21 protein-coding genes are annotated in these 25,915 nt (G+C 44.0%); 5 read left to right on the forward strand and 16 right to left on the reverse strand.

Annotated elements, in window-relative coordinates; genetic code table 11:
* Positions 1 to 54: 54 nt before the first annotated feature.
* The 10 genes from feoB to argC all read right to left on the reverse strand — a co-directional run bounded on the left by feoB (position 55) and on the right by argC (position 11,052).
* Positions 55 to 2,238 carry a ferrous iron transport protein B gene (gene feoB / locus GPK88_RS00375; RefSeq protein ID WP_174096010.1) on the reverse strand — a complete coding sequence of 728 codons (2,184 nt, stop codon included), beginning with the start codon at positions 2,236 to 2,238 and terminating at the stop codon, positions 55 to 57.
* A 55-nt stretch (positions 2,239 to 2,293) separates the two neighbouring features.
* Positions 2,294 to 2,518, reverse strand: a complete 225-nt coding sequence (locus tag GPK88_RS00380) for a FeoA family protein (RefSeq protein WP_021977524.1) — start codon at positions 2,516 to 2,518, stop codon at positions 2,294 to 2,296.
* Positions 2,515 to 2,655 (reverse strand): hypothetical protein, encoded by a 141-nt coding sequence (locus tag GPK88_RS00385; protein ID WP_178004320.1) that lies wholly within the window; start codon positions 2,653 to 2,655, stop codon positions 2,515 to 2,517. The genes GPK88_RS00380 and GPK88_RS00385 overlap by 4 nt, the downstream gene beginning before the upstream one ends.
* A 113-nt stretch (positions 2,656 to 2,768) precedes the next feature.
* Positions 2,769 to 2,981 carry a FeoA family protein gene (locus GPK88_RS00390; RefSeq protein WP_118062708.1) on the reverse strand — a complete coding sequence of 71 codons (213 nt, stop codon included), beginning with the start codon at positions 2,979 to 2,981 and terminating at the stop codon, positions 2,769 to 2,771.
* A 239-nt stretch (positions 2,982 to 3,220) separates the two neighbouring features.
* Positions 3,221 to 4,225: a cytidylate kinase-like family protein gene (locus GPK88_RS00395; RefSeq protein ID WP_148448466.1), complete on the reverse strand. Its 1,005-nt coding sequence runs from the start codon at positions 4,223 to 4,225 to the stop codon at positions 3,221 to 3,223.
* A gap of 15 nt (positions 4,226 to 4,240) precedes the next feature.
* A complete protein-coding gene (locus GPK88_RS00400) occupies positions 4,241 to 5,680 on the reverse strand; it encodes a sodium:proton antiporter (protein WP_173762645.1) in 1,440 nt (479 codons plus the stop codon).
* Between the two features lie 447 nt (positions 5,681 to 6,127).
* On the reverse strand, positions 6,128 to 7,318 hold the full coding sequence (locus GPK88_RS00405) for an aspartate aminotransferase family protein (RefSeq protein ID WP_119247803.1): 1,191 nt from the start codon (positions 7,316 to 7,318) through the stop codon (positions 6,128 to 6,130).
* On the reverse strand, positions 7,305 to 8,201 hold the full coding sequence (argB, locus tag GPK88_RS00410; protein WP_118062712.1) for an acetylglutamate kinase: 897 nt from the start codon (positions 8,199 to 8,201) through the stop codon (positions 7,305 to 7,307). The genes GPK88_RS00405 and argB overlap by 14 nt, the downstream gene beginning before the upstream one ends.
* A 550-nt stretch (positions 8,202 to 8,751) precedes the next feature.
* Entirely contained in the window at positions 8,752 to 9,975 is a 1,224-nt protein-coding gene (argJ, locus tag GPK88_RS00415; protein WP_173772142.1) for a bifunctional glutamate N-acetyltransferase/amino-acid acetyltransferase ArgJ, read from the reverse strand.
* Between the two features lie 36 nt (positions 9,976 to 10,011).
* Positions 10,012 to 11,052, reverse strand: coding sequence for an N-acetyl-gamma-glutamyl-phosphate reductase (gene argC, locus GPK88_RS00420; protein WP_021976394.1), 1,041 nt, complete (start codon positions 11,050 to 11,052; stop codon positions 10,012 to 10,014).
* Positions 11,053 to 11,481: 429 nt separating this feature from the next.
* Between argC and GPK88_RS00425 the strand changes: the two genes are divergently transcribed.
* Together GPK88_RS00425 and GPK88_RS00430 are read left to right on the forward strand one after the other, a co-directional pair.
* Positions 11,482 to 12,714: an argininosuccinate synthase gene (locus GPK88_RS00425; RefSeq protein WP_021976393.1), complete on the forward strand. Its 1,233-nt coding sequence runs from the start codon at positions 11,482 to 11,484 to the stop codon at positions 12,712 to 12,714.
* A 134-nt stretch (positions 12,715 to 12,848) separates the two neighbouring features.
* Positions 12,849 to 13,763 (forward strand): DMT family transporter, encoded by a 915-nt coding sequence (locus tag GPK88_RS00430; protein WP_508304643.1) that lies wholly within the window; start codon positions 12,849 to 12,851, stop codon positions 13,761 to 13,763.
* Between the two features lie 111 nt (positions 13,764 to 13,874).
* On the opposite strand, the gene GPK88_RS00435 is transcribed toward GPK88_RS00430, so the two are convergent.
* On the reverse strand, positions 13,875 to 14,267 hold the full coding sequence (locus tag GPK88_RS00435) for a metal-dependent transcriptional regulator (protein ID WP_021976391.1): 393 nt from the start codon (positions 14,265 to 14,267) through the stop codon (positions 13,875 to 13,877).
* 266 nt (positions 14,268 to 14,533) lie between these two features.
* Here GPK88_RS00435 and GPK88_RS00440 point away from each other — a divergent pair, with 266 nt between their 5' ends.
* The 3 genes from GPK88_RS00440 to GPK88_RS00450 all read left to right on the forward strand — a co-directional run bounded on the left by GPK88_RS00440 (position 14,534) and on the right by GPK88_RS00450 (position 19,377).
* A complete protein-coding gene (locus GPK88_RS00440) occupies positions 14,534 to 16,285 on the forward strand; it encodes an ABC transporter ATP-binding protein (protein ID WP_021976390.1) in 1,752 nt (583 codons plus the stop codon).
* Positions 16,286 to 16,296: 11 nt separating this feature from the next.
* Complete coding sequence (locus tag GPK88_RS00445; RefSeq protein WP_215707447.1) at positions 16,297 to 18,183, forward strand: ABC transporter ATP-binding protein; 1,887 nt, start codon at positions 16,297 to 16,299, stop codon at positions 18,181 to 18,183.
* Between the two features lie 147 nt (positions 18,184 to 18,330).
* The gene (locus GPK88_RS00450) at positions 18,331 to 19,377 is read left to right on the forward strand and encodes a transglutaminase domain-containing protein (protein ID WP_173772140.1); all 1,047 of its coding nucleotides are present in this window, start codon (positions 18,331 to 18,333) and stop codon (positions 19,375 to 19,377) included.
* 77 nt (positions 19,378 to 19,454) lie between these two features.
* Here the strand turns inward: GPK88_RS00450 and GPK88_RS00455 are convergent, their stop codons facing one another.
* The 5 genes from GPK88_RS00455 to GPK88_RS00475 all read right to left on the reverse strand — a co-directional run bounded on the left by GPK88_RS00455 (position 19,455) and on the right by GPK88_RS00475 (position 25,841).
* Entirely contained in the window at positions 19,455 to 20,960 is a 1,506-nt protein-coding gene (locus GPK88_RS00455) for a recombinase family protein (protein ID WP_173772138.1), read from the reverse strand.
* Positions 20,961 to 20,975: 15 nt separating this feature from the next.
* The gene (locus GPK88_RS00460) at positions 20,976 to 21,809 is read right to left on the reverse strand and encodes a S1 family peptidase (RefSeq protein ID WP_215707446.1); all 834 of its coding nucleotides are present in this window, start codon (positions 21,807 to 21,809) and stop codon (positions 20,976 to 20,978) included.
* A 2-nt stretch (positions 21,810 to 21,811) separates the two neighbouring features.
* Positions 21,812 to 22,168: a type II toxin-antitoxin system RelB family anti-toxin gene (relB, locus tag GPK88_RS00465; RefSeq protein ID WP_173772136.1), complete on the reverse strand. Its 357-nt coding sequence runs from the start codon at positions 22,166 to 22,168 to the stop codon at positions 21,812 to 21,814.
* Positions 22,169 to 22,630: 462 nt separating this feature from the next.
* Positions 22,631 to 25,657: a metallophosphoesterase gene (locus GPK88_RS19250; protein ID WP_173772134.1), complete on the reverse strand. Its 3,027-nt coding sequence runs from the start codon at positions 25,655 to 25,657 to the stop codon at positions 22,631 to 22,633.
* Between the two features lie 7 nt (positions 25,658 to 25,664).
* A complete protein-coding gene (locus tag GPK88_RS00475; protein WP_173772132.1) occupies positions 25,665 to 25,841 on the reverse strand; it encodes a hypothetical protein in 177 nt (58 codons plus the stop codon).
* Positions 25,842 to 25,915 lie beyond the last annotated feature (74 nt).

A 25,915-nucleotide genomic window follows, 5' to 3' on the forward strand; every position in this document is an offset into this window, starting at 1 on the left:
ATCATTTCAAAGTTATCATATGTACCGGATCTTAACTGTATGACCGGTTTACGATTACTCTGCTGCCTGAACAGATCTCTTTGTAACATCGTTCTGGTTCTTGTACGGATCTGGTCTGAACAGAAGGAAGAGAATGATTGCCACAAGGATCAGAGCAACGATCGTTCCAATTCCGAAGGATCCGGCACCTGTAACAACAAGACCAATCTGGTATACACAAAGTGTTACAACATAAGCAAAGATGTTCTGGAAGAGAATTGCAAACCAGAACCATTTTCTGGACTGCATCTCATGTGCCATTGTAGAAATAGCTGCAAGACACGGAGAGTCAAGCAGGTTGAACAGCAGGAAGGAGAATGCTGCTACTGCTGACGGGAACCATGCTTTGATCGCTGCACCAACGATCATGGTATCTTCTGCATCATCACCAGCTACGTTTGCAAGAACACCCATTGTACTAACGATGGACTCTTTTGCGGAGAATCCGGAGATGGATGCTGCAACCGGCTGCCATTTACCGAATCCAAGAGGAGCAAAGATCGGAGCAAGGATACCACCAAGGATAGCCATGATACTGTCGTTGCTGTCCTCAACAAATCCGATTCCGCTTCCTGTGCTGCCAATGCTGGAAAGAACCCACATGATAACAGTTGCAAGGAAAAGAATTGTTCCGGCTTTGATGATGAAGCCTTTCAGTCTCTCCCAAACGTGAAGCAGAACTGTCTTTGCAGACGGAATATGGTACTGTGGAAGCTCCATTACAAACGGAGCAGGTTTACCGGAGAACGGTTTTGTTTTCTTCAGGATGATGGCAGATACAAGAACTGCTACAACACCGATGAAGTACATCAGTGGTGTGATGAAACCAGCTGCTACATAGTCACCAGTTACATATGCTGTCATGATACCACCCATAAGAGCGATAACAGGAAGCTTAGCACCACAAGGAATAAATGTTGCTGTCATGATTGTTAATCGACGGTCGTTATCAGCCTCGATTGTTTTGGAAGCCATGATTCCAGGGATTCCACAACCAGAGGAGATAAGGAGCGGGATAAAGCTCTTTCCGGAAAGTCCGAAATGACGGAATACACGGTCCATGACGAATGCGATACGAACCATGTAACCGCAGTCCTCAAGGATGGACAGGAACAGGAACAGGATCGCCATCTGCGGAACGAATCCAAGTACTGCACCAAGACCACCGATGATACCATCAGATACAAGGCTTACCAGCCAGTCAGCAACGCCGACACCGCTGAGGCCATCAGCTACAACACCCTGGATAGTTCCGACGAAGCTGTCATTTGTCCAGTCTGTTACCATGGTACCAACTGTTGTTACAGATACATAATAAACGATGAACATGGTAAGGATAAAGATCGGAAGACCGAGGATACGGTTTGTTACGATACGGTCGATCTTATCGGAAACAGTCATCTTATTTCCGCTTCTCTTAACGTTTGCGGAAACAACTTTCTGGATGTACTGATATCTTCCATCTGTTACGATACTCTCTGTATCATCATCTTCTGCCTTCTCAAGGTTGGAAGCGATCTCCTCGATCTTGGACTGAGCAGAAGCCGGAAGGTTAAGACCTTCTTTTACCTTGCTGTCTCTCTCGAGAAGTTTTACTGCATACCATCTCTTGTTCTCCTCAGAGATGTTTGCAGGAACAAGGCTCTCGATCTCGTTTACAGCTTTCTCAACTGCCTTCGGGAACTCCATCTGTTTGGATGGTACTCTGTGCTGGTTTGCACATTTGATTGCCTCATCAACAACCTCTTTAAGTCCTGTTCCCTTAAGGGCGGATGTCTCAACGATCGGGCATCCAAGTGCGGAGCTTAAACCTTTTACATTGATGTGGATGTTGTTCTTCTTCAGAAGATCCACCATGTTAAGAGCGATAACAACCGGGATACCGATCTCAAGAAGCTGTGTTGCAAGATACAGGTTTCTCTCGATGTTTGTTGCATCCACAAGGTCGATAATCACATCCGGTTTTTCTTTCAGAAGGTAATCACGGCTGACAACCTCCTCAAGTGTATACGGGGAAAGTGAATAGATACCTGGAAGGTCTGTTACAGTTACATCCTTCTGGTTTTTCAGTTTACCCTCTTTTTTCTCTACAGTAACACCTGGCCAGTTACCAACGTACTGATTAGCGCCTGTAAGAGCGTTGAACATTGTAGTCTTACCACAGTTCGGGTTTCCGGCAAGAGCTATTGTTACAGACATTTTTCATCCTCCTTTTTTCAGATCAGAGCCTTATGCTCTGTCATTTTTTCGAAGTTTATTTCTGCTTTACTTCCACACATGCTGCGTCATGCTTACGCAGGGAAAGCTCATAACCTCTGATGGTGATCTCAACCGGATCTCCAAGAGGAGCTACCTTGCGGATATAAACCTCGCTGCCTTTTGTGATTCCCATGTCCATGATACGGCGCTTGTAAGCCGGGTCGCCGGTGATCTTGGAAACAACTACTGTAGAACCTACTTCTGCATCACGTAAAGTCATTTCTCTTTTCCTCCCTGTTTATATTCCAAATCCATATGATGATCTTCATCCGCATCTGCTTCCAAAGACCATAAAAACTGCTCATCTCCCGGAGCAGTTACAGTAAAACAGGCCCTTACGGTCTGTCTGCTGTTCATTTCAGTGAACGTAAATCATCCTTCATAAAGAACCTTACGTCCATAATCTATCCTCAACTGCACTTCACACAGTCTTGGGCAAATTCACTAGCGGTCACTGCCGCACAATCCGGTTACACCATAATGTGTCTGGCCATTTCCTTATTGACTGCTACTCTGGAATCCTTGATGTTTACGATCAGGTTACCGTCAAATTGGGAAACGACTGTCACTTCCGCATTCTCAACAAAACCAAGGCCTGCAAGAAATCTTCTTGTGTCTTCTGCTCCGGAAATACGCTTAATTGTGCCAGTATCACCTGACTGCAAAAATAAAATCGGCTGCATAGAAGTTCCTCCGTTTCTTCCTATTAATTAACTTCGTCTAATTAGTTAATTCTAACTCATAGGTTAGTGTATACTAAGTTTTTTCGAATGTCAATCCCCAAAATGAAAAAAGTTAATCAAGATTAAATTTTTTATAAAAAAAGCATAAAAAGAATTCCTGTATTTTGAGATATTTCTACCTGCCGGACAGGCACTTCTCTTTTTACAGGAATTCTTTTATAATTTTCTGATATTATCTTTTAATGGATCTGATCATCCAGCAGCTTCAGGATCAGATTTTCTGTCTCATTGATTCCATAACTTGCACTGTTGATACACAGGTCATAGTTATCCGGCTTGCCCCAGTGGGCTCCACCATAGAAGTTATAATACTTTCTGTGCTGGCTGTCCATCTTCTTTAGGAAGCGGACCGCCTGCTTCATATTCATCTTTCTTACATCCATGACATGCTGGACACGGATGGCAAAAGGCGCCGTGATAAACAGGCTGATATGTGGAATGTGATTGTTCTTCAGGATCGCATCCGCACATCGTCCCATGATGATGCAGTCCTCTTTTGATGCCAGGTCACAGATCAGGTCACTCATGTTAAAGAATACCGCATCCTGTTTCGGAAGACCGTGATAACGGTTAAATTCCCGGAACCAGCCCTTGGGGTCAAATTTATGCTTCTTCTCATATTTATTGAAGTCTGCAAAATATTCCGCATCGTTGACTGCACCTTTTTCCGCCTCAAGACGTCTTAATACCTGGTCAAAGATCTCCACATCATAATAGTTGATTCGAAGTTTATCTGCCAGACCGAAACCGATATCATTGCCGGCGCTTCCCTGTGTACGGCTGATACAGATGACCAGATGATCGTCCTCGGAAATTTTTTCCCTGCGCTTGATCATATGATTCAGCGCCACACGTTCCTTATCCATGATATCCGTAGCAACAAAGGTCTCCGGCAGCGTAAGGATCTCCTGAAAGATCTCATCATATTTCTTCATCAGACGGCTTTTTTCGTCTTTATCCTTGATGGTTCTGGCCATGTTACTGATCAGGGCCATCTCGCTTCGAAGAAGATGCCCGTCCGGTTTGGTATACATCAGGGCACTTAAGTTACGGATGGTACCTTCTCTGTCACCGGTAAAGGTACGTCCAAGGGAAGATCCTACGCTTTTATAAACCTCGCCATCCAGTTCATAAAGTCTGGTAGCAAGTTCTCTGCATTTCTCTCGAATGTTATTATCCTGCATATTGATCCTCCTCCCTTATAAAAAGAATACCAGCATATCGATGATGAACACCGGTACCAGGAAACAAATGGACCATCCCATGTATCCAAAGAAGGACGGCATGTTGATACCATTTTCGTCAGAAAGTGTCTTGACCATAAAGTTCGGAGCATTGCCGATATATGTATTGGCACCCATAAATACGGCACCACAGGAAATCGCGGAAAGAAGTTTTACAGGAACCGTTCCCAGTGTGGTTGCGATTCCACTTGTAAATCCAAGGGTTCCCGCTGTAGTCAGAAATACCAGATAGGTCGGTGTATTATCCAGGAAACTGGACAGTGCTCCTGTCGCCCAGAACATCTGGTACGGCTCGGTAATTCCAAGATTCGGTCCCACTGCTTTCAGAAGCATCAGGGCAGGCTGCATGGTGATAAAGATTCCGATAAAAAGTACCGCAACTTCTTTGATCGCACCCCAGGTAAAATGGTTTCGCACACGGATCTTTTTGTCCGTTGTCTTAAAGGACAGAAATGCTGCTGCCAGGATCAGGATGATCTCAATGATTGACGGGAAGCTTAATGTAACCTCACCGAAAATATGGATTCCTCTTACATTGCCTGCTGCATCCTGAAATGCCGGCATACTCGGAAGCATACCACTTAAGATAACGCCTACAACGATCATTACAAGGAAAATGATGTTGTGAAGTCCATCGATCTTGAACTCTGTTCCCGGTTTGCTGATGTCCGGTTTACGTCCCTCTGCGATATCTCTCTTGTAAGAGCGCATGTCCAGATGATAGAACACAAACAGAAGGATCACCATATTAAAGAGCAGTACCGGAAGAAGGTGCAGGCTCCAGAAGAAAGGAACTCCCCGCATGAATCCCATCAGAAGGGGCGGGTCACCGATCGGTGTCAGGCAGCCACCCATGTTTGACACCATAAAAATGAAAAAGATCATAATGTGGCCTTTTCTCTTTCTCCAGGAATTCATTTTGATCACCGGACGCACCATCAGCATACTGGCTCCGGTGGTTCCAATACAGCTGGAAAGCAGAGTTCCCAGTGCAAGAAGTCCTACATTTACTCTTGGCGAACCCGCAAAATCGCCCTCAACCGTAATGTTACCGGATACACAGAACAATCCGAATAACAGGATGATAAATGTAAGATAGTCATTAATTACGCACTCAAGTACTGTTTCCGCAGTTTTTCCGGCGCCGTATACAAATAAGAACGGAATAACCATAAGAACGATCCAGAACGCAACCACGATCGGCTGATGTGACTCCCACCACTCACCTTTTACCAGCGGCATCACTGCAACACACAGAAGAAGGCCCGCAAAAGGAATACAAAGCCACACCGGCACGCTTGATACTGTCTCACCGTTTCCAGCCGCCCATACACCCACAGGGCATGACAGGATTACTGTCAGAAAAGTACACATGACGGTTAATAATTTTTTCAAAATATTCACCCCTCACATAAATTTTTTAACCAGTGAAATTATAACATATGGCGTTTTAAAATCAACTGTGTGGATGTGCAATTTATACTCAGATCTGCTCATTTTTTTGTGCATTTTGTTGGTGTGTCGTGACGACTTTTGTTTATTTTTTAACACACAACCAGATTTTTGAATACTGTTTGATATGTCTGTTATATATTATATATATATTGATGCTGTGATGTGTTTACGTTTCGGCAGGCATGACTCCTCATATCCAAAATCCTGTTTTTACTGCAGGACACCATTTTCTGTGGAACAAAAAAACAGCAGTATCTTTCCCTGGCCGGTTATCTGCCAACCAAAAAATACTGCTGTCCTGTATCAGGATTTCCCTGAACTATGATCTTTCGTTTTTCTGCTCCTGAAGCCTGCTTTGGGCTTCCCTCGCCAGAAGATCTCTGTTATTTATTCCATGCACTCGTCAAGGATCTCGGCCATTTTGTCAATATCCTCTTTTGTGATCACAAGGGGAGGAACAAGACGGAGAACGTCGCTTCCTGCTGAGATCACGAGGAGACCTTTTGCAAGAGCTTTTTTCACAACATCTCCTACCGGGCGTCCTTTGATCACGATACCCTGCATGAAGCCTTTGCCTCTTCTTACTTCCGCACATTCATGTTTTGCAACCAGTTCGTCCAGTTTTTCCTCCAGATACGGGGTCAGGCCCTGTACATGAGAAAGGATCTGGTCTTTTTCGAAGATATCAAATACCTTGCTGACCGCCGCGCATACAAACGGATTTCCACCGTAAGTGGTTCCATGATCGCCTGGCTTCAGGGATGCTGCCGCTGCTTTCTTATTCAGAACAAAAGCACCTACCGGAACACCGCAGCCAAGAGCTTTGGCACAGGTCATGATATCCGGCTGTACGCCGTATGCCTGCCATGCGAAATAATGTCCTGTACGTCCCATACCACACTGGATCTCGTCCAGGATCAGGATGATATCTTTCTCATCACAGAGCTTACGCAAGCCTTCCAGGAACTCTTTGGTAGCCGGGTAAATACCTCCCTCGCCCTGTACAGTCTCGGCGATGATGGCACAGGTCTTGTCTGTAACCTGAGCTTTTACGCTCTCAAGGTCATTGAAATCCGCAAATTTTACGCCACCCATCAAAGGCTCAAAAGGCTCTCTGTAGTGTGCAGTACCTGTCACGGAAAGTGCACCGATGCTGCGGCCGTGGAAAGAATGGTTCATGGCAATGATCTCATGATCTGCATGGCCATCTCTCTCGTAGGCATATTTCTTGGCAGCTTTCAGAGCACCCTCGATAGCCTCTGTACCACTGTTTGTGAAGAATGCTTTTTCCATATGACTTGCCTGTACAAGTTTGGCACCTGCATCAATGATCGGCTCATTGTAATACAGGTTGGAAATGTGCATCAGTTTGTCGATCTGGGCTTTCAATGCTTCGTCATAGCCCGGGTAATGATACCCCAGTGCATTTACAGCGATACCTGCTGCAAAATCCAGATATTCCTTTCCTTCGGAATCATAGAGGTGGCAGCCCTCGCCTTTTTCAAAAACTACCGGAAAACGGTTATATGTATGAAGAATACTGGCTTCTGATTCTTCCATCAGTTCATTCATGCTCATTGTAATATTTCTCCCCATCATCTTTTAAAATTGCGGTACCAATACCTTTGTTTGTAAAGATCTCAAGCAGTAAGCTGTGCGGGATCCTTCCATCAAGGATATGGACTCTGTTTACACCATGCTCGATGGCATCGATGCAGTTTTTCAGTTTCGGGATCATTCCGCCGCCGACAGTACCATCGGAGATCAGGTTCTCAGCCTCATCTACACGAAGTTCGGAGATCAGAGTGGACGGATCGGAAGCGTCTCTGTATACACCTTCAATATCGGAAAGGAAGGCAAGTTTCTCTGCATTGACCGCCTCTGCAATAGCGCAGGCTGCATCATCTGCGTTAATGTTGTAGGAATCAAAATTCTCGTCAAAACCGATTGGGAATACGATCGGAAGGAAGTCTCTTTCCAGAAGGTCCTGGAGGATCTTTGGATTGACTTTTGTGACTTCACCTACGTAGCCGATGTCCTCGCCTTTGGAAAGTTTCTTTTTGCACTGGAGAAGACCACCGTCTTTACCGCTGACACCTACAGCCTGAACGCCGAGAGATTCTACTAAAGTAACAAGTTCTTTGTTGACTTTTGCGAGAACCATCTCTGCGATCTCCATGGTGTCTTTGTCTGTTACACGGAGACCGTTTACGAAACGAGGCTCCATGCCAACTTTGCCCACCCAGCGGCTGATTTCCTTGCCGCCGCCATGGACGATGATCGGTTTGAAGCCAACCAGCTTCAGGAGGACTGCGTCCTTGATGACGTTACGTTTTAATTCTTCATCAAGCATAGCGCTTCCGCCGTATTTGATGACTACAATTTTGCGGTTAAACCGCTGAATGTATGGCAGGGCTTCTATGAGAACCTCTGCTTTGTCAAGATATTTCTGATTCACCATATGGGTATCTCCTTTTTTTGAAAAATGATATGGGTTGAAAAAGGTTTTTTTGTTGTATGTTGGACGTTTTTTCTTTATAAATTATAGTTTTGTCTCAGCTGATAGCTGTGGGATTTGCGAGGAGGGGAAGCACTCGGAGTTCCGAAGGCCGTTTCCCCTCCTCGCGCTCCTCCCCTCCGGCCACGGAGAACGGGCTGTTGCCCGCACCGCGGGCAAAGCGCCTGCTGCGGATAGGCTGCCGCAGGCAGCCACCTCCGACGCGCTTTCGCCGAAGGCGAACAGCCCGTCAGTCTGCCTTTGGCGACTGACGTTTAACATGGCTCAACTTCCAAGCTCCCGCCCTGAAGTTTCTCATGTTCGTCACTCAGTCTTCGTCAACTAACGTTCAACACACCACAACCAAGCGTGCCCAACGGAGGGGGTTCTTAGGGGGAGCGTGCGGGCTTCGCAACTCCGAGCTCGCTCCCCCTAAGGGTTTTCTCAGCTTACAAACTGAAACAAAATTACATATAAAATCCACCATAAAAAACCGTTCTACAGAGCTCTTACATCAAGAACGATAATCCGCATTGATTTTTACATAATCATAAGTAAGGTCGCATCCCCATGCGGTTGCACTGGCCTCGCCCATCTTCATATCAGCAATGGCTGTCACAGCGTCTTCAGAGAGGATCTTTGTAGCTTCCTCTTCACTGTATCCTGTAGAAACTCCATTTTCAATGATCTTTATTTTTCCTGCTTTGCTCTCAAAGTAGAGATCCACTTTTTCTGGGTCGAACTGGACTCCGGAGTAGCCGAGGGCGCAGAGGATTCTGCCCCAGTTTGCGTCGTGGCCGTAGATGGCTGCTTTTGTTAAGGAAGAGGTTACTACGGATTTACTTAAGGTTACGGCTTCTGCCTTGGTGGCTGCGCCGATGACTTTGACCTCGAAGAGCGCGGTTGCGCCTTCTCCGTCCCCTGCGATCTTTTTGGCGAGGGTTGTGTTTACGTAGTTGAGGGCTTTTTTGAACTCTTCATAATCTGCGTTTTTCTCTGTGATCTTCGGATTGCCGGCCTGACCATTTGCCAGGAGGAGAACCGTGTCGTTTGTGGAGGTGTCTCCGTCAACAGATACCATGTTGTAGGTATCTTTGATGTCCTCGCTGAGTGCTTCCTGAAGAAGTTCCTTGGAGATGTCCACATCACTGGTGATGAATCCAAGCATTGTGCACATATTCGGGTGGATCATTCCGGAACCTTTGCACATACCGCCTACGGTTACGGTTTTTCCGCCGATCTCGATCTCTACAGCTGCCTCTTTCTTCTCGGTGTCGGTTGTCATGATGGCTTTTGCTGCCTCAAGGCCTGCCTCGCGGCTTCCCTCAAGCTTCGGCGCCATGGCTTTTACTCCGTTTGCGATACGGTCGATCGGAAGCTGCATTCCGATGACACCTGTGGATGCTACCAGCACGCTGTCTTCCGGGATTCCAAGGCTTTCGGATGCTGCCTTGGCTGTTTCTCTGCAGTAACCGAATCCTTCCTCACCGGTACATGCGTTGGCGATTCCGCTGTTGCAGATCACGGCTCTTGCGCCCTGATGATTGTATACAATGTCCTGATCCCATCTTACAGGAGCTGCTTTTACCACATTGGTCGTGAATGTTCCTGCAGCCACACAGGGAACTTCACTGAATACCATGGCCATATCGGTACGGCCTTTATATTTGATCTCTGCTGCAGTTGACGCTGCCTCAAAACCTTTTGCGGCTGTAACGCCGCCATCGATGATCTTCATATTCTATGTCTCCTCTCGTCTGAAATCCTCTGTGTTTTACGGGCACATCGGGATCTGTTTCAGTCCTTCGTTCTCGTCGAATCCAAACATCAGGTTCATGTTCTGAACGGCCTGTCCTGCGGCACCTTTTACCAGGTTGTCGATGGCGCCCATCATGATAACTCTCTTAGTTCTCGGATCGATCTTGAAGTTTACATCTACAAAGTTGCTGCCTTCCACGTTTCTTGTCTGCGGGCATACATCTTTGTTCAGCACACGTACAAAGAACTCATCTTTATAATATTTGTCATAGGCCGCTTTTACTTCCTCATAGGTAACATCCTTTGTCAGGGAAGCATATGCAGTTACCAGGATTCCTCTGTTCATCGGAACAAGATGCGGGGTAAAGTTGATCAGCACTTCCTGTCCGCATGCGTATCCAAGCTGGTCCTCAATCTCCGGTGTATGTCTGTGTGTGGCAACGCCGTAAGCTTTAATACTCTCGTTTACCTCACAGTAAAGATTCGGAACTTTAGCTCCTCTTCCTGCTCCGGATGTTCCGGACTTTGCATCAATGATAATAGTGTTCGGATCAATGAGGCCTTCTTTTAACAGCGGATAAATAGACAGTGTGGAGCATGTCGGATAGCATCCCGGGTTGGCGATCAGCCGTGCCTTTTTGATATCCTCACGGTTGATCTCGCAGAGACCGTAAACTGCTTCATCAATAAACTGCGGTGCTTTGTGCTCGATTCCGTACCATTTTTCATATTTCTTCACATCTTTAATACGGAAGTCCGCGCTTAAGTCGATCACCTTACATTTGGAAAGGATTTCTTCATTAATAAGGGATGCACAAAGGCCCTGCGGGGTTGCGGTAAAGATCACGTCCACCTCATCTGCAAGTGCCGCCATATTGTCATCCATACATTTGGCATCCACCAGTTTGAAAAAGTTCTGATAAATATCTGCATACTGCTGATCTATGTAGCTTCGGGAACCAAACCATTTGATCTCAACATCCTTGTGTCCAAGAAGAAGTCTTACGATCTCATTTCCTGCGTACCCTGTCGCACCGATAATTCCTGCTTTAATCATCTTTCACATTCCTCCTCTGCCGTATCTCTTACGGCTTAAGTAAAAAGGCGTTCCTCATATGTCCGCCTTGTCAATGGATAGATTATACATCTTCTCTGCATATTATGCAATAGTCATTTTCTTTGATTTTTCACTGTCTTTTCTGTTTTTCATGTATTTTCTTATAATATTACCCGTTTTTCGATGCATTTTTATGCAAAAAATTTTTCATATTTTTCAAATTATCTCTTGCATATTTATAAAATCTGGTGTATATTAAGCCATGTCGACAGGACAGCCGAAAATTTTGTTTTGTCACGCATGAATATTTATTCACTCTGGTAAAGTTATAAAACAGCATAATTTTTCCAGATAACGTAAAAAAATTCACCGTCCCGGAAATGTCCGGAGCGATACAAAATTTCAAAAAATCCCAGGAGGACATATATTATGAAAGAAAAAGTTGTTTTAGCGTATTCCGGTGGTCTTGATACCACAGCCCTGATCCCGTGGCTGAAAGAAACATTTGATTATGACGTTGTCTGCTGCTGTGTAAACTGCGGACAGGGAAACGAGCTGGACGGTCTTGAAGAGAGAGCAAAAATGTCCGGTGCTTCCAAATTATATATTGAAGATATTGTTGATGAGTTCTGCGATGATTTCATCATGCCATGTGTAGAGGCCGGTGCTGTATATGAGCATTCCTATCTTCTCGGAACTTCCATGGCTCGTCCGGTTATCGCCAAGAAACTGGTTGAGATCGCACGTAAAGAAGGCGCTGTTGCAATCTGCCACGGTGCTACAGGTAAAGGAAATGACCAGATCCGTTTCGAACTTGGTATCAAAGCTCTTGCTCCGGACATCAAAATCATCGCTCCATGGCGTATGACAGATCTGTGGACCATGCAGTCCCGTGAAGATGAGATCGAGTTCTGTAAAGCTCACGGCATCACTCTTCCGTTCGATGCAAGCCACAGCTACAGCCGTGACAGAAACCTCTGGCACATCAGCCACGAGGGACTGGAACTTGAGGATCCTTCCCAGGCTCCGAACTACGATGACATGCTTGTATTAAGCGTAACACCGGAGAAAGCTCCTGATAAAGAAACAGAAGTTACCATGACATTTGAGCAGGGTGTTCCGAAAACTCTCAACGGAAAGGCAATGAAAGTTTCCGAGATCATCACTGAGCTGAACAAACTTGGCGGCGAGAACGGTATCGGTATCGTTGACATCGTTGAGAACCGTGTTGTTGGTATGAAATCCCGTGGTGTTTATGAGACTCCTGGCGGAACAATCCTGATGGCAGCTCATGACCAGCTTGAGGAGCTGATCCTTGACCGTGAGACAATGGAAGCCAAGAAGAAACTGGGCAGCCAGTTTGCACAGGTTGTTTACGAGGGAAAATGGTACACACCACTCCGTGAGGCTATCCAGGCATTTGTTGAATCCACTCAGAAATATGTTACCGGTGAAGTTAAATTCAAACTTTACAAAGGAAACATCATCAAGAATGGTACAACTTCTCCATACAGCCTTTACAATGAGTCCCTTGCTTCCTTCACAACCGGTGATATGTATGACCACCACGACGCTGACGGATTCATCACTCTGTTCGGTCTGCCGCTGAAAGTTCGTGCTATGAAGCTTGCAGAAGTTAAGAACAACCAGAATCAGAACTAATTTTGCCGGACACGGTTCCGACAGATCATAAAAATGCCCCGGGAAGCTATCTGAAGTTCCCCGGGGTCTTTTCTTATATATCGCTTTGACCACATAATACGCGAAAGGATTCTTTTATCATGAACACACAGAAAATGCCTCTGAAAAATTCTCTCTGCCTGCTTCTGGCCGCTACCATCTGGGGAATCGCCTTTGTCGCCCAGAGTGTAGGCATGGAATATGTAGGTCCTTTTACTTTTAACGGCGTCCGTTCCCTGATCGGTGCTGCTGTTCTGGTGCCGGTGATCTTTCTCTTAAACCGCTCCAAAGATACAGCTTCTGCAGCGGCAGATCCCTCAACATCAACAACCACATCTTCTCCATACAAAACCCGCGATCTCTGGATCGGCGGTATCGCCTGCGGCATAGCACTTTTTGCAGCCAGCAACTTCCAGCAGTTCGGCATCAAATATACAACGGTGGGAAAAGCCGGTTTTATCACTGCCTGCTATATTGTCATTGTCCCGATTATCGGACTTTTCCTGAAAAAGAAATGCAGTCCCTTTATCTGGGCAGCCGTTGTCATGGCTCTGATCGGTCTTTATCTTCTCTGCATCACGGATGGTTTTTCCATTGGTCGCGGAGATATTCTGGTGCTGGTGTGTGCGTTTCTTTTTTCTCTGCACATTCTGGTCATTGACTATTTTTCCCCGAAAACGGACGGGGTAAAACTCTCCTGCATCCAGTTTCTGATCTGCGGGATCCTGTCCATGATCCCGGCCCTTATCCTTGAACATCCGCAGATTTCCTCCATCCTCACCGCATGGCTTCCCATCCTATATGCCGGAATCATGTCCTGCGGCGTTGCCTACACTCTGCAGATCGTAGGCCAGAAAAATGTCAATCCAACGGTAGCTTCTCTGATTCTTTCCCTGGAATCCTGTATCTCCGTACTTGCAGGCTGGGTCATCCTTGGACAGAAGCTTTCCGCAAAAGAGCTTCTTGGATGCGTCATCATGTTCGCGGCTATCATCCTGGCACAGCTGCCGGAGAAATCTTCTGCGAAATAGGCAGATAAACAATAAAGTGCATGAAAAGTTATCACGCTTCTCATGCACTTCTTTTTTATCTTTCATTGGCTTTCACTGCCGCCCCGTGTGGATACTGGCCGGTCACTTCATTTACTCCGCTGCTGCTTCGTCTCTCTTAATAAAGTTATTATAATGCGCCTTGATCTTCTCAAAGCTCTCCTGGCTGATATCGTGCTCCATCTTGCAGGCATCTTCCAGTGCAATCTCTGCCGGAACTCCAAGTCCCTCCAGCATCTTGGCAAGTACGGTGTGTCTCTCATAGATCTGGTTGGCGATCTCTGCGCCCTTCTCCAGAAGTGTCACAGTACCGTAACGGTCCATGGCAATATATCCGTCCTCACGGAGAAGCTTCATCGCATGGCTGACACTTGGCTTGGAAACGCCAAGTCTGGTAGCAATATCAATGGAACGAACCCCGCCGCCCTTCTTCGATAAAACCAGAATTGATTCCAGGTAATCCTCTGCTGACTGTCTGATTTCCATATAAAATCCTCCCTACAAAAATTAAACTCTATATAGACCCTCTAAAGGGATCTGAATCGCATTCTCGCCCCTATTTCACAGGTGAATATTAACTTTTAATATACCGCTTAAATGATGTTATGTCAAGTATTTCACACATATTTGTCTTGACATTAAAAATATTTTACCTGATAATAGTATCTGAACAATACATCTGTTCTGTAGCAGCCCGGAACTTTTTTCCAGGGGTGCTATCTTTTTGAACAGTAAAAGAAAGGAGATTTTTTATGCTCAAAACCCTTCTGGCCCAGGTCAGGGAGTTTAAAAAGGCCTCGTTTCTCACGCCTTTTTTCATGATCCTGGAAGTTCTCTTTGAGACTCTGATCCCCCTGGCCATGGCTTCCATCATTGATAAGGGTGTGGAAGCCGGAAATATCGGCCATATCTATCGGATGGGTGGAGTTATGGTAGTTCTTGCCCTGTGCGGACTCTGGTCCGGCGTCATGGGCGGAAAATACGGAGCACTGGCCTCCACAGGCTTTGCCAGAAACCTCCGAAAAGCCATGTACACCAACATCCAGACCTTTTCTTTTTCCAACATCGACAAATACAGCACTGCCGGCCTGATCACCCGTCTTACCACAGATGTGACCAACCTGCAGAATGCCTATCAGATGATCCTGCGTATGTGTACCCGTGCACCGGCCAGCCTGATCTGTGCCATGGTCATGGCATTTCTCATCAACGCCAAACTTGCAAGCATTTATCTGATCGCGGTGATCTTCCTCGGTGCCTGTCTGATCTTTATCATGCGGAAAGCAACGAAATATTTCCAGACTGTGTTCCGCAAATACGATGACCTGAACGCAAGTGTCCAGGAAAATATCGGTGCCGTCCGTGTTGTCAAAGCCTATGTCCGTGAAGACTACGAGATCAGCAAATTTCAGAAAGCCTGTAACAAAGTATACGAAATGTTCTTAAGTGCCGAGAAGATCGTTGTTATGAACATGCCTCTGATGCAGTTTACCGTTTACGCCTGCATCCTTGGAATCAGCTGGCTTGGCGCAAAAATGATCGTGGGCAGCACGCTTACTACCGGTGAGCTTATGAGCCTTCTCACTTACTGCATGAACATTCTCATGAGCCTGATGATGCTCTCCATGGTTTTTGTTATGGTGACCATGAGTATTGCCAGTGCCGAGCGTGTTACGGAAGTCATCAACGATACTGCTGATATCACTGACCCGGAGAACCCGGTAACAAAAGTTCCGGACGGAAGCATCGTCTTCGACCACGTAAACTTCAGTTATAAGAAAGACAGCAAAGAACCGGTCTTAAAAGACATCAACCTTTCCATCCGCTCCGGCGAGACCATCGGAATCATCGGCGGTACCGGAAGTGCCAAATCCAGTCTTGTCAACCTGATCAGCCGTCTTTATGACGTAACGGACGGTTCTGTTCTGGTGGGAGGCATCGATGTCCGCAAATACCACCTGGAATCTCTCAGGAACCAGGTTTCCGTTGTCCTTCAGAAGAATGTCCTCTTCTCAGGAACCATTCTGGAAAATCTCCGCTGGGGTGACAAAAACGCCACGGAAGAAGAATGCCGCCGTGCATGCCAGCTTGCCTGCGCTGATGATTTCATCGAAAAAATGCCGGATAAATACAATACTTTCATTGAACAGGGCGGTTCCAACGTTTCCGGAGGTCAGAAACAGCGTCTCTGTATCGCCCGTGCTCTTCTGAAGAAACCGAAGATACTGATCCTGGACGATTCCACCAGTGCGGTAGATACTGCCACAGACGCAAAAATCCGCCGTGCTTTTGCAGAAGAGATCCCGGATACCACCAAGCTGATCATCGCCCAGCGTGTTTCCAGTATCCAGAATGCAGACCGCATCATCGTTATGGACAACGGCGAGATCAACGGATTTGGTACCCATGAGGAACTTCTTAAGACCAACGCCATTTATCAGGATGTATTCAATTCACAGACCGGCGGTGCCGGTGATTTTGACGAGGGAGGTGATCCGGCTTGAAAAAACAGAACATGAAAGGTCCGGGTGGTCCTGGACCGAAAGGCATGGGAGCGCCGGAACAGCCAGGAAAACTTCTGGGACGCCTTTCCCGTTATATTTTTAAGAACTACAGTATCCATATCGTGATCGTGGTGATCTGCATTTTTGTCAGCGTTCTTGCCAATGTACAGGGAACCATGTTCATGAAAACCCTGATTGACCAGTATATCACGCCTCTTCTTAAGGCAGATACACCGGACTTCGGGCCTTTAACTGCTGCAATCGCACGTGTGGCATGTTTTTACGCCATCGGTGTTATTGCCACCTATACTTATAACCGTATCATGATCAATGTTTCCCAGGGAACTTTACGTAACCTCCGAAACGACATGTTTGCAAAAATGGAAACACTTCCCATCAAATATTTTGATACCCACGCACACGGTGATATCATGTCCATCTACACCAACGACATTGATACCCTGCGCCAGATGATCAGCCAGAGTTTCCCACAGCTGCTTTCCAGTGTGATCACCATTGTCAGTGTTCTTGTAAGTATGCTGATCCTCAACGTTCCGCTTACTTTCGTGACTCTGCTTATGGTTGCCATTATGCTGACTGCCAGCCGGAAACTTGCGGGCCTGAGCGGAAAATATTTCCTGGAACAGCAGACAAACCTTGGTATTGTCAACGGCTATATCGAAGAGATTATGGAAGGACAGAAAGTTGTCAAAGTCTTCTGCCATGAGGACGAAAGCATCCAGAAATTCGATGAGCTGAACGACCAGCTTTTTGCCAGCGCAGACAACGCCAACCGTTTTGCTAACATACTGATGCCTGTAGTTGCCCAGCTTGGAAACGTCAGCTACGTGATCTGTGCCATGGTTGGCGGTATCCTTGCCATCAACGGCATCGGAAACTTCACCCTCGGCGGACTTGCCAGCTTCCTGACTTTCAACAAGAGTTTCAACATGCCCATCAACCAGGTCAGCCAGCAGTTCAACAGTATTGTTATGGCCCTTGCCGGTGCCAAACGTATCTTTGATCTTCTGGATGAGAATTCCGAGGTGGATGAAGGCTACGTTACTCTTGTCAACGCAAAAGAGGAAAACGGCGTTCTCACTGAATCCGAGAAACGTACCGGCCGCTGGGCATGGAAACATTTCCATAAGGCGGAAGGTACCACAGATTATATCGAACTGAAAGGTGACATGGTTCTGGAGGATGTGGATTTTGGTTATAACTCCAACAAGATCGTTCTTCATGACATCAACATGTACGCACAGCCAGGCCAGAAGATCGCTTTTGTAGGATCTACCGGCGCCGGAAAAACAACCATCACCAACCTTCTGAACCGTTTTTACGACATTCAGAAAGGTAAGATCCGTTACGACGGCATCAATATCACCAAGATCAAAAAAGACGATCTCCGCCGTTCCATGGGCATCGTTCTTCAGGATACCAACCTGTTCACGGCAACCGTTATGGAAAACATCCGCTACGGAAAACTGGATGCCACAGACGAAGAGGTGATCGCAGCAGCAAAACTTGCCAACGCCGACGGTTTTATCCGCAGGCTTCCACAGGGTTATAACACCCTTCTCCGTGGAAACGGTGCAAACTTGAGCCAGGGCCAGAGACAGCTTCTCTCCATCGCCCGTGCAGCTGTTGCAGACCCGCCTGTCCTGATCCTGGACGAAGCCACCAGTTCCATTGATACCCGTACCGAAAAGCTGGTACAGGATGGTATGGATAAACTGATGGAAGGCAGGACAACTTTTGTGATTGCCCACAGACTTTCCACCGTACGCAACAGTGACTGTATTATGGTCCTGGAGCAGGGTCGTATTATCGAGCGTGGTTCTCATGAGGAGCTGCTTGCTCAGAAGGGCCGGTATTATCAGCTGTATAATGGCTGATCCTGGCTCACAGTTATTTTCGATCTAAAATATTCAATACCAAAAACATGCAGGGTGTATCTTTTCTGATAGTCCTGCATGTTTTTTTATGCTATAATCTTTGATTGAAATCTATTTTTCCGGAAAGGAGTCTCCGTATTTTTATATATGAAACAAACTGAAGAATATTACTACGGCAAAATGTCGAAAGATAAACAAAACGTGTACCGTGCAATGCTTCACGGGCTTATGGAGCTTTCCGACGAGTTCCTGATCCCGCAGGTACCAACCACCGATGGAAACTGGCTCTATGATGTATTTTTCCAGCTTCGTCTGGATCACCCGGAGATTTTCTGGGCTGTGGGATTTAAATACCGTTATTACAAGGACTCGCCAAATCTGATACTGATCCCTGAATATATCTTCGACAAAAATAAAATCCGGAAGCATCAGAAAGCCCTGGGAGCCCGCGTAGACAAGCTTGTGCGCACCGCCATGAAGTTTTCCGAGTGGGATAAGGAAAAATATGTCCATGACTTCATCTGCGAAAATATCCGCTACGACAAACTGAAAAAGCCATATTCCCACGAGATCATCGGGCCTCTGGGCCATGGTGTCGGTGTCTGCGAGGGAATCGCCAAATCCGTAAAGGTCCTCTGTGATGCCCTTGGTGTATGGTGTATTATCGCCATCTGCGGGAACAATCCGGAAAAAGGGATCAAATACCGTCATACCTGGAACATCGTCCGGATCAACGGACAGTACTATCATCTGGATGCCACTTTCGATAATACTCTGGGCAAAAACGAAGACGGCTCAACCAGTATCCGTTACGATTATTTTAATCTGGATGACAAAAACATCTTCCGTGACCATGAACCACTGATCGCTCCGGCACCTCCCTGCCCGGATGGAAACCACTTTTATTACCGCGAGAAAAAGCTGTCCTTCACCAAATTGGAAGACGTATACAAACGTGCCCTCCAGGCTGCAAAAAAAGGCCGCGAATTCACCTTCCACTGGCGAGGCGGATATCTCACCCGTGAAGTCCTCGCAGACCTTGTAGATCAGATCCAGGCCGCAGGAAAGACACGGGACAAAAAAGCCATCATCACACTCAACTGGCCTCAGGCTGTACTGCGATTTCATTTTGCGGAACAGCAGGCGGAAGGGAAGGTGTTTATTGAGGAAGTGAATGAAGGGGAGAAACTGTAACGTCATTTAAGAAATTCGATAGCGTCAAAATGCCACATATCATTATGCATATGTGGCATTTTTCTGTGAATATAATTCTAAAAATTAAAAGACTTTCCATAAATCAGATTTATAGAAAGCCTCTTGATCACTGCACCGAGTACGGATAAATCCGAACCCTCAACTTCCGCCAGTGTGATAGTCTTAGAACCGTCCTTATAGTTGAAAGTAAGGATTATCTTGTCCTCATAAAGATACACCGCATTTACAAAACTGTCAATCAGTCTTTGCCGCTGTTCCCGCTTTGTCACATCAAATTTGCGGAAACGGTAAATGAAAAATGCAATCTGTTCTCTTGTAAGCAGGGGCTTGTGCATTTCCTCCTGCAAAATGCTGACTTCAAGTTGGCTTTTGGTTTCCTCCAACTCGTCCAGTCTTTGCTTGGTGGACGGGGTAAAAATTCCTGCTTGAATGGCGTTGAGCATATTGTTAATACCTTTTTCCGTTTCTGCAAGCTGCTTTTTCAAAAGGGGCAGATCGGTGCTTTCTTTCTTCTGCAACTCCATCAGCATATCAATCAGCCGTTCCATGACTGCATCATTCATAATTGCTTTCATGGTATAGTTGACAACCAAATCTTCAATCCAGTCTTTCTTGACTGCTTTCTTGTCGCAGAGCTTCTTTTTCTTGGTATTCACACAGCGATAATAACGGTGTACTTTCATCGTATGGCTTGTGCCGCTTTCTCCCACCATAAAGGAGCCGCATTTCCCACAGTACAGCTTCGTTGTCAAAAGGTAATCGTCCTCGGCTTTGTGACGGGCAGGAGCCTTTTTGTTCTTCGCCAGCCGTTTCTGTACCCGTTCAAATAATTCTTTCGGGACAATCGCTAGAATACCGTCCTCTTTGACTACATCACGATAACTGTACTCGCCCATATAGCGGCGGTTTTTCAACAAATGGTTCATAATATTCAGCGTAATTTTCCCGCCACGAATGGAACGCATACCCCGACTGTTCAATAGATTAACAAGCTCCTGCATGGTTGCCCCCTCGCTGTACTTTGTAAACATTTCCAGTACCACCGGGGCAGTCTTGGGGTCGATTTGATAATACTGCTGTTCGTCAATATAATATCCCATCGGAACAGTACCGCCGTTGTATTTACATTTCAGCGCATTGTCGGTCAGTCCCCGGATAACCTTTTCAGAGAGCTCCGCAGAATAGTATTCCGCATATCCCTCCAACATGGCTTCCAGAATAATTCCCTCGCTGCCCTCGGAGATATTTTCCCTTGCGGAAATGACTTTCACACCGTTCTTTTTCAAAAGATTTTTATATCGTGCGCTGTCGTAACGGTTCCGGGCAAAGCGGTCTAATTTCCATACAAGGACAACATCAAATAAGCCTTTTGCGCTGTCTTTAATCATGTGTTGAAATTCGGGGCGGTTATCTGTTTTTGCTGACAATGCCCTGTCAATATAAGTTCCTAAAATTGTAATATCGTTGCGCTCTGCATACTCCTTACATTCCCGCAACTGTCCCTCAATACTTTCTTCTCTCTGATTGTCGGAAGAATAGCGGGCATAGATAACACCTTTCATTTTGCATCTCTCCAATTATTCTTCTTCCGTTTGGTTTTGCGAATTAGCCTTCTCATTGAAAGGCTTTACGATTTCATCTACAACCTCTCTAATAAATTCAACTGGATGAATTAATGCAATTCCACTATTTTCACTTCGTATTTCTACAACTTGCTGGGTTTGACTATTGATTAAATTTTCTCTATACGGAATATACGAATGAACAATTCCAACTAATACAGATTTATTCAACGATTTCGTACCTTCTATTGAAACTATTTCTGGTCTAGTGACAATTGGGCTTCCCGAATTGCCCGGAAAATTCTGTATATCAGCAAGAATATTATAAGACTCTAGTATTTGTGCAGCACTAATTCTAGCAATACACCCCAAACGACAAATAGGTAAATTAGAATTTATATTTACAAGTCCCATAGGAAACCCCAACATATGTATCAGTGTTCCTTCGTCAACCCCTTCGTATCGTAATTCTTCAGATGTCATTGCATGTTTATCAATATCAAATGCTGCAAATTCTATATTGTTATCTGTTATAAATTTCCCATTTAAAGGAAGAACAGCTATATCGACATTTGCATTTGGATGTTCATAATATAATTTTACTCCATTCTCATAAAGTGCTGCATCTACAATATCTAATGTACTATTGTCTCTTTTTTTCAACCGTAGTACAATACTGCATTTATTTGCCAGTACATGCTTGTTAGTGACAAGCATCGGACGTGCGTTTCCTTCTGCATCAAACACTCTAACTATAAAAAATCCTGTACCTGTCCATGAAATACCAGCACCATTACGTACACCGATTGATGTAACAGAATTTATAAAAAATTCCGGAATTATTGCCATAATTATTTCCTCCTATCATTCATCATTTCAAGAAGCGTCTGTTTTAATTTTTCATTCAGCGGAGATTGCGGATCAAAACACATTTCAATAAACTGCTTCATTTCCTCACTCCCCGGCGCAATCTTCGGACGGTGTTCATATAGCTTGCCTTGCGGATTGTCTGTCCGGGCAAGCAGGTAATCCAATGATACATCAAAATAATCCGCATACCTTACAAGCGTTTCCAAAGAGGGAGCCGACTGCCCCTGCTCATAACGATTGATACTGGACTGCTTCACTCCCAAAAGTTCTGCCATCTTTACCTGCGACAGCTTCACACTTTCCCGCAATCTCCGCAGGCGTTCTCCTAATTCTTTCATGGGCTGTAACCTCCTTGTTTCCTCTATGCGTAGTATATCATTTTTAAGGTTTTATTCCAACCCGTATTGAGCATATTTTTGAGGAATATACTCGTAAAGCGGATAAAGAAAACGGGGAGGGTTACAACAAAATAAGCGGTCAATCCGACTGTGGTTTTACAGCAGATTGTGACCGCTTATTTTTCATTTTGGAGGAAGTGTGGCTACACGCTTCCTCTAAAATAGGGTTTCCAAAGGGTACCCCTTTGGCACACGACTTTGCTTGCAAAGTATAGTGTGTTATACGCTCTGTCGGCGTTGCTGCGAAAATGAGGTTGCCAACCGGGAGGGCAAGAGCATTTGAAGCAGCAAGCACAGGGTTGGGTTCATCAGCAGACAGGGCGTATATGAAGGGAGCTTCGCTTATCCTACTCCCATGATTTACAATCGCATTTTTTCATAAGCCCCAATAAGCAAAACTTTCTATGTAAGTTCAATTTTAGTTCTTTTATGTAGAGTATCTTCATACCAAGAAGTTAATATGTTTGAACTAAGTTTTTGCATCTTCTTTATTTCTCTTGAAGCCTTGTAAATATCCGTATCAAGATATGTCTGTGGTAATACTGTAATATTTGTTTGTTGTTTCAACGCTAATGGATTTTCACTATTACCTTTAAGAAGTTTAACATATTCGCCAAACATTATAGGGCAATTTTTTTCTAATAAGGCAGGAATAGACGGATATACAATTTTGTTAATTATATCTGATGCCCAATACCCTGTTATTGATAAGTCAAATGGATTCACATATATATGATTATAAAAATCAATGTCAACTATGCTACCATGAATTGCGCCAATTCCACCAATTTGTTTTACCATATCTGCAATTCGTTTTTGAAATGAAGTAAACTTGTCCAGCGGCGTTTTTATCGTAGAAATCATGGTATCCATATTATCATAATAATACTGAACATCTTGAATTTCCAATTTTTTCATGGTGCCACCGTTAAGGATAGTAAGACTACCACTTCTTGATTTGTGAATAAAACAGTAATACTCATTCTTTTTTAACATATAGAGTACATTTACTTCTCGTTGGAAAGTCATTGATATATTTTTCCCTCGGTAGAAGTCATTGTACTGCTCACTCGTAATCTCAAATATACCATCCTCATAATCAGAAAAGCAATCATAATCGTTATCAATTAAAAAAGTTTTCAAGTGAGGGGTTTCGATATGGTATCCAACTTGATTGTCTGAATAAACTCTATATTCACCATCGTCATGGAAAAAATTCCTGTGTGTATGTCCACTTACATAAACATAATTTTTATCAGGTTCTGCTTCTCTGCACCAATCTTTTTTGGGTGTATGTGTTAAAATAATTGCATTCTTATTTGCAAGAATAGGGCATAACCGATTATACAAATCTTCAAAAATTTTAGATTCTTTTATTTCAGTAGTCCTGTCCATAGTCATTCGATAAATGCCATTATCAGCATTAAACTCTGTATTATATCCTGAAAAGCCCAATCCGCCGAGAATCACATATCTTGCACTTCGCAAGCGGTCAGCAATTTGCAGTTCATTCATTTTGCACAAATCATGGTATTTAATCAGGTGTATTCCTGTTTTCGGATCAGCAAGCAAACTACAATCTTCTTTGTAAAGAAGATCGTTATGAAGTAAATACATACCATGCTTTTCCAAAATAGTTCGATACTTTGAAACAATCTGCTCTATTTGAAAGCCCGGAAAACTCCATAACTCATGATTTCCAATCGTAAACACAACCTGTGTGTTTCGGCGTAATGTTTTGGAAAGCATCTTTACAAATAACTGGAATATTCCAATATCTGATGACACATCACCGTCAATCAATAATAAGCATCCTGCTTCATTAGCAATAGTATTAACTATTCTTTGAATTACATATATAATATCTTCTTTTGAACGACAGCCTGCATTTTGTATTCTGTGCATAAGATGAAGATCTGAAATATAGTGAACTCTTTGGCATTTGTTATCAAAAGCCCAATCGAAATATGATAAGTCTCGTCCTGCTACTTCCGATACCAAATCTCTCGAAGATTGAAGAACTAAAGCAGTTTCGGATTCATTTTTTTCAATACACTCAAAGGATTCTATAACATTCAAGTTAATTGTATAAGTATCATATTGTAAACCAAACTTTTCACACAAGCTGCTTTTCAGTTTTGCACCTGTAAAGTCAATAAAATCCCACTGATCTAAATTGTCAATTCCATCACAAAAAAGCAAATTTGCATTGGACAGATTTCCTTTAAGAAAAGCAACAAAATCAAAAAAATAGTTAAATGTATGATTATATTCTTTAAGTATACTACCAGATTTATTGAGCCACTTCTGTGTTACATAAAATTTTCTGTTATGATAGTATTTCTTTACAGAATATGTGACATCCATATTTGCATGAATCGGAAGCTTTGTTGTTTCATCAACGATATACTTAGAAAAATCCGCATTACATTCAAGTGCATCTGATAAATCGCAATATGTCAAATCCCCATTTCGATAATTAACAAACTCATCAAATGTTTCAAAATACCTATAAATTGTTGTGATTGGAAAATATGTATTATTCTTTTGATATCCTTTAGTTTTTTCACAATAGTAGTGCGTTTCCTTGTCAAACAATGCTTCTGAATAAAAATCAATTTCTCCCTCTTTCAAGAGATCAATATACTCTTTTAATTTCTTCTTATGCTTATATATTGTTCCCTTTGCTCCTAAAGAATAATTAAACGATTGCATAACATCATCAGGATCATATATTGAACATAAAGCATTTATCATTTTGTATTCAGGATAAGCACCGGAGGACATGTATTCCATAATAATAGAGAATCTTTTTTTATTCTCAACATCTGCAAAAATGTATTGAAAGAAGAAAAAGCTGACATCTACAATGGAAGAAATCTTAGATTTTTTATAATTCTCCACGACTTTTACTAATTCATCATAGCTATTACAATTACTAAATTTTTTGTTCCACTGTTGACATGATTTATGAATTTGTTTGCCTTTCTCATAACCTTCTTGTTCTTTATTCGATAATGACAATGAATAATCATCTATTGTATCTTCGATAAATGCTTTTTTTGCCATTAACTTTTCTGCATCAATTCTTTTAGAAGTAGAGAGCTTCGAAAAAGGACAAAATGTATAGCAAGCATTTTCATAAATATCTCCGTTTAAAAAATCAAAATAAGAATCAAAATCATCAAAGGATAAGAAAATATCTTTCTTTCGTTGTTCACTATCTGTATCAATGTGAATTAAGGTTTCTTCAACAAAAAAGGTATTTGAGATAATATCGAATCCTTTTTTTCCAGTTATGCGCAATCCCGCTTTTCGTTCAAAAGTTACAATCTGAATTTCATTCTCATATTCCTCTGAAACATCAAAAACTCTAATCTCTTTTTTCTTTAATTGCCTGATTATTTTCTTTATTTCTGATTGTGCCACAGCATTTTCACCCTTTCTCTGCCTGTTTAATCATTTTCTTCGCCAACTGCCGGAATTGTTCCGCCGTTTCCTCGTCCATCGGAAGAATCTGCCCAATCTGTCCGGCAATCACAGAAGTTACATCGTCCATAGAAATCAGTTTCTGTTTTGGCTCTGCAAGCGTGTCCCGCATAGTCTGAGTCAAGACCACCCGCTTAGCGGGTGGCTTGCTCTGTCCCTATAAGGGACTATTCCCTGCTTGCGCCCGGAAGGCGCACT

This window comes from Blautia sp. MCC269, assembly GCF_018785655.1.
In the GTDB taxonomy this organism is placed as follows: domain Bacteria; phylum Bacillota; class Clostridia; order Lachnospirales; family Lachnospiraceae; genus Blautia_A.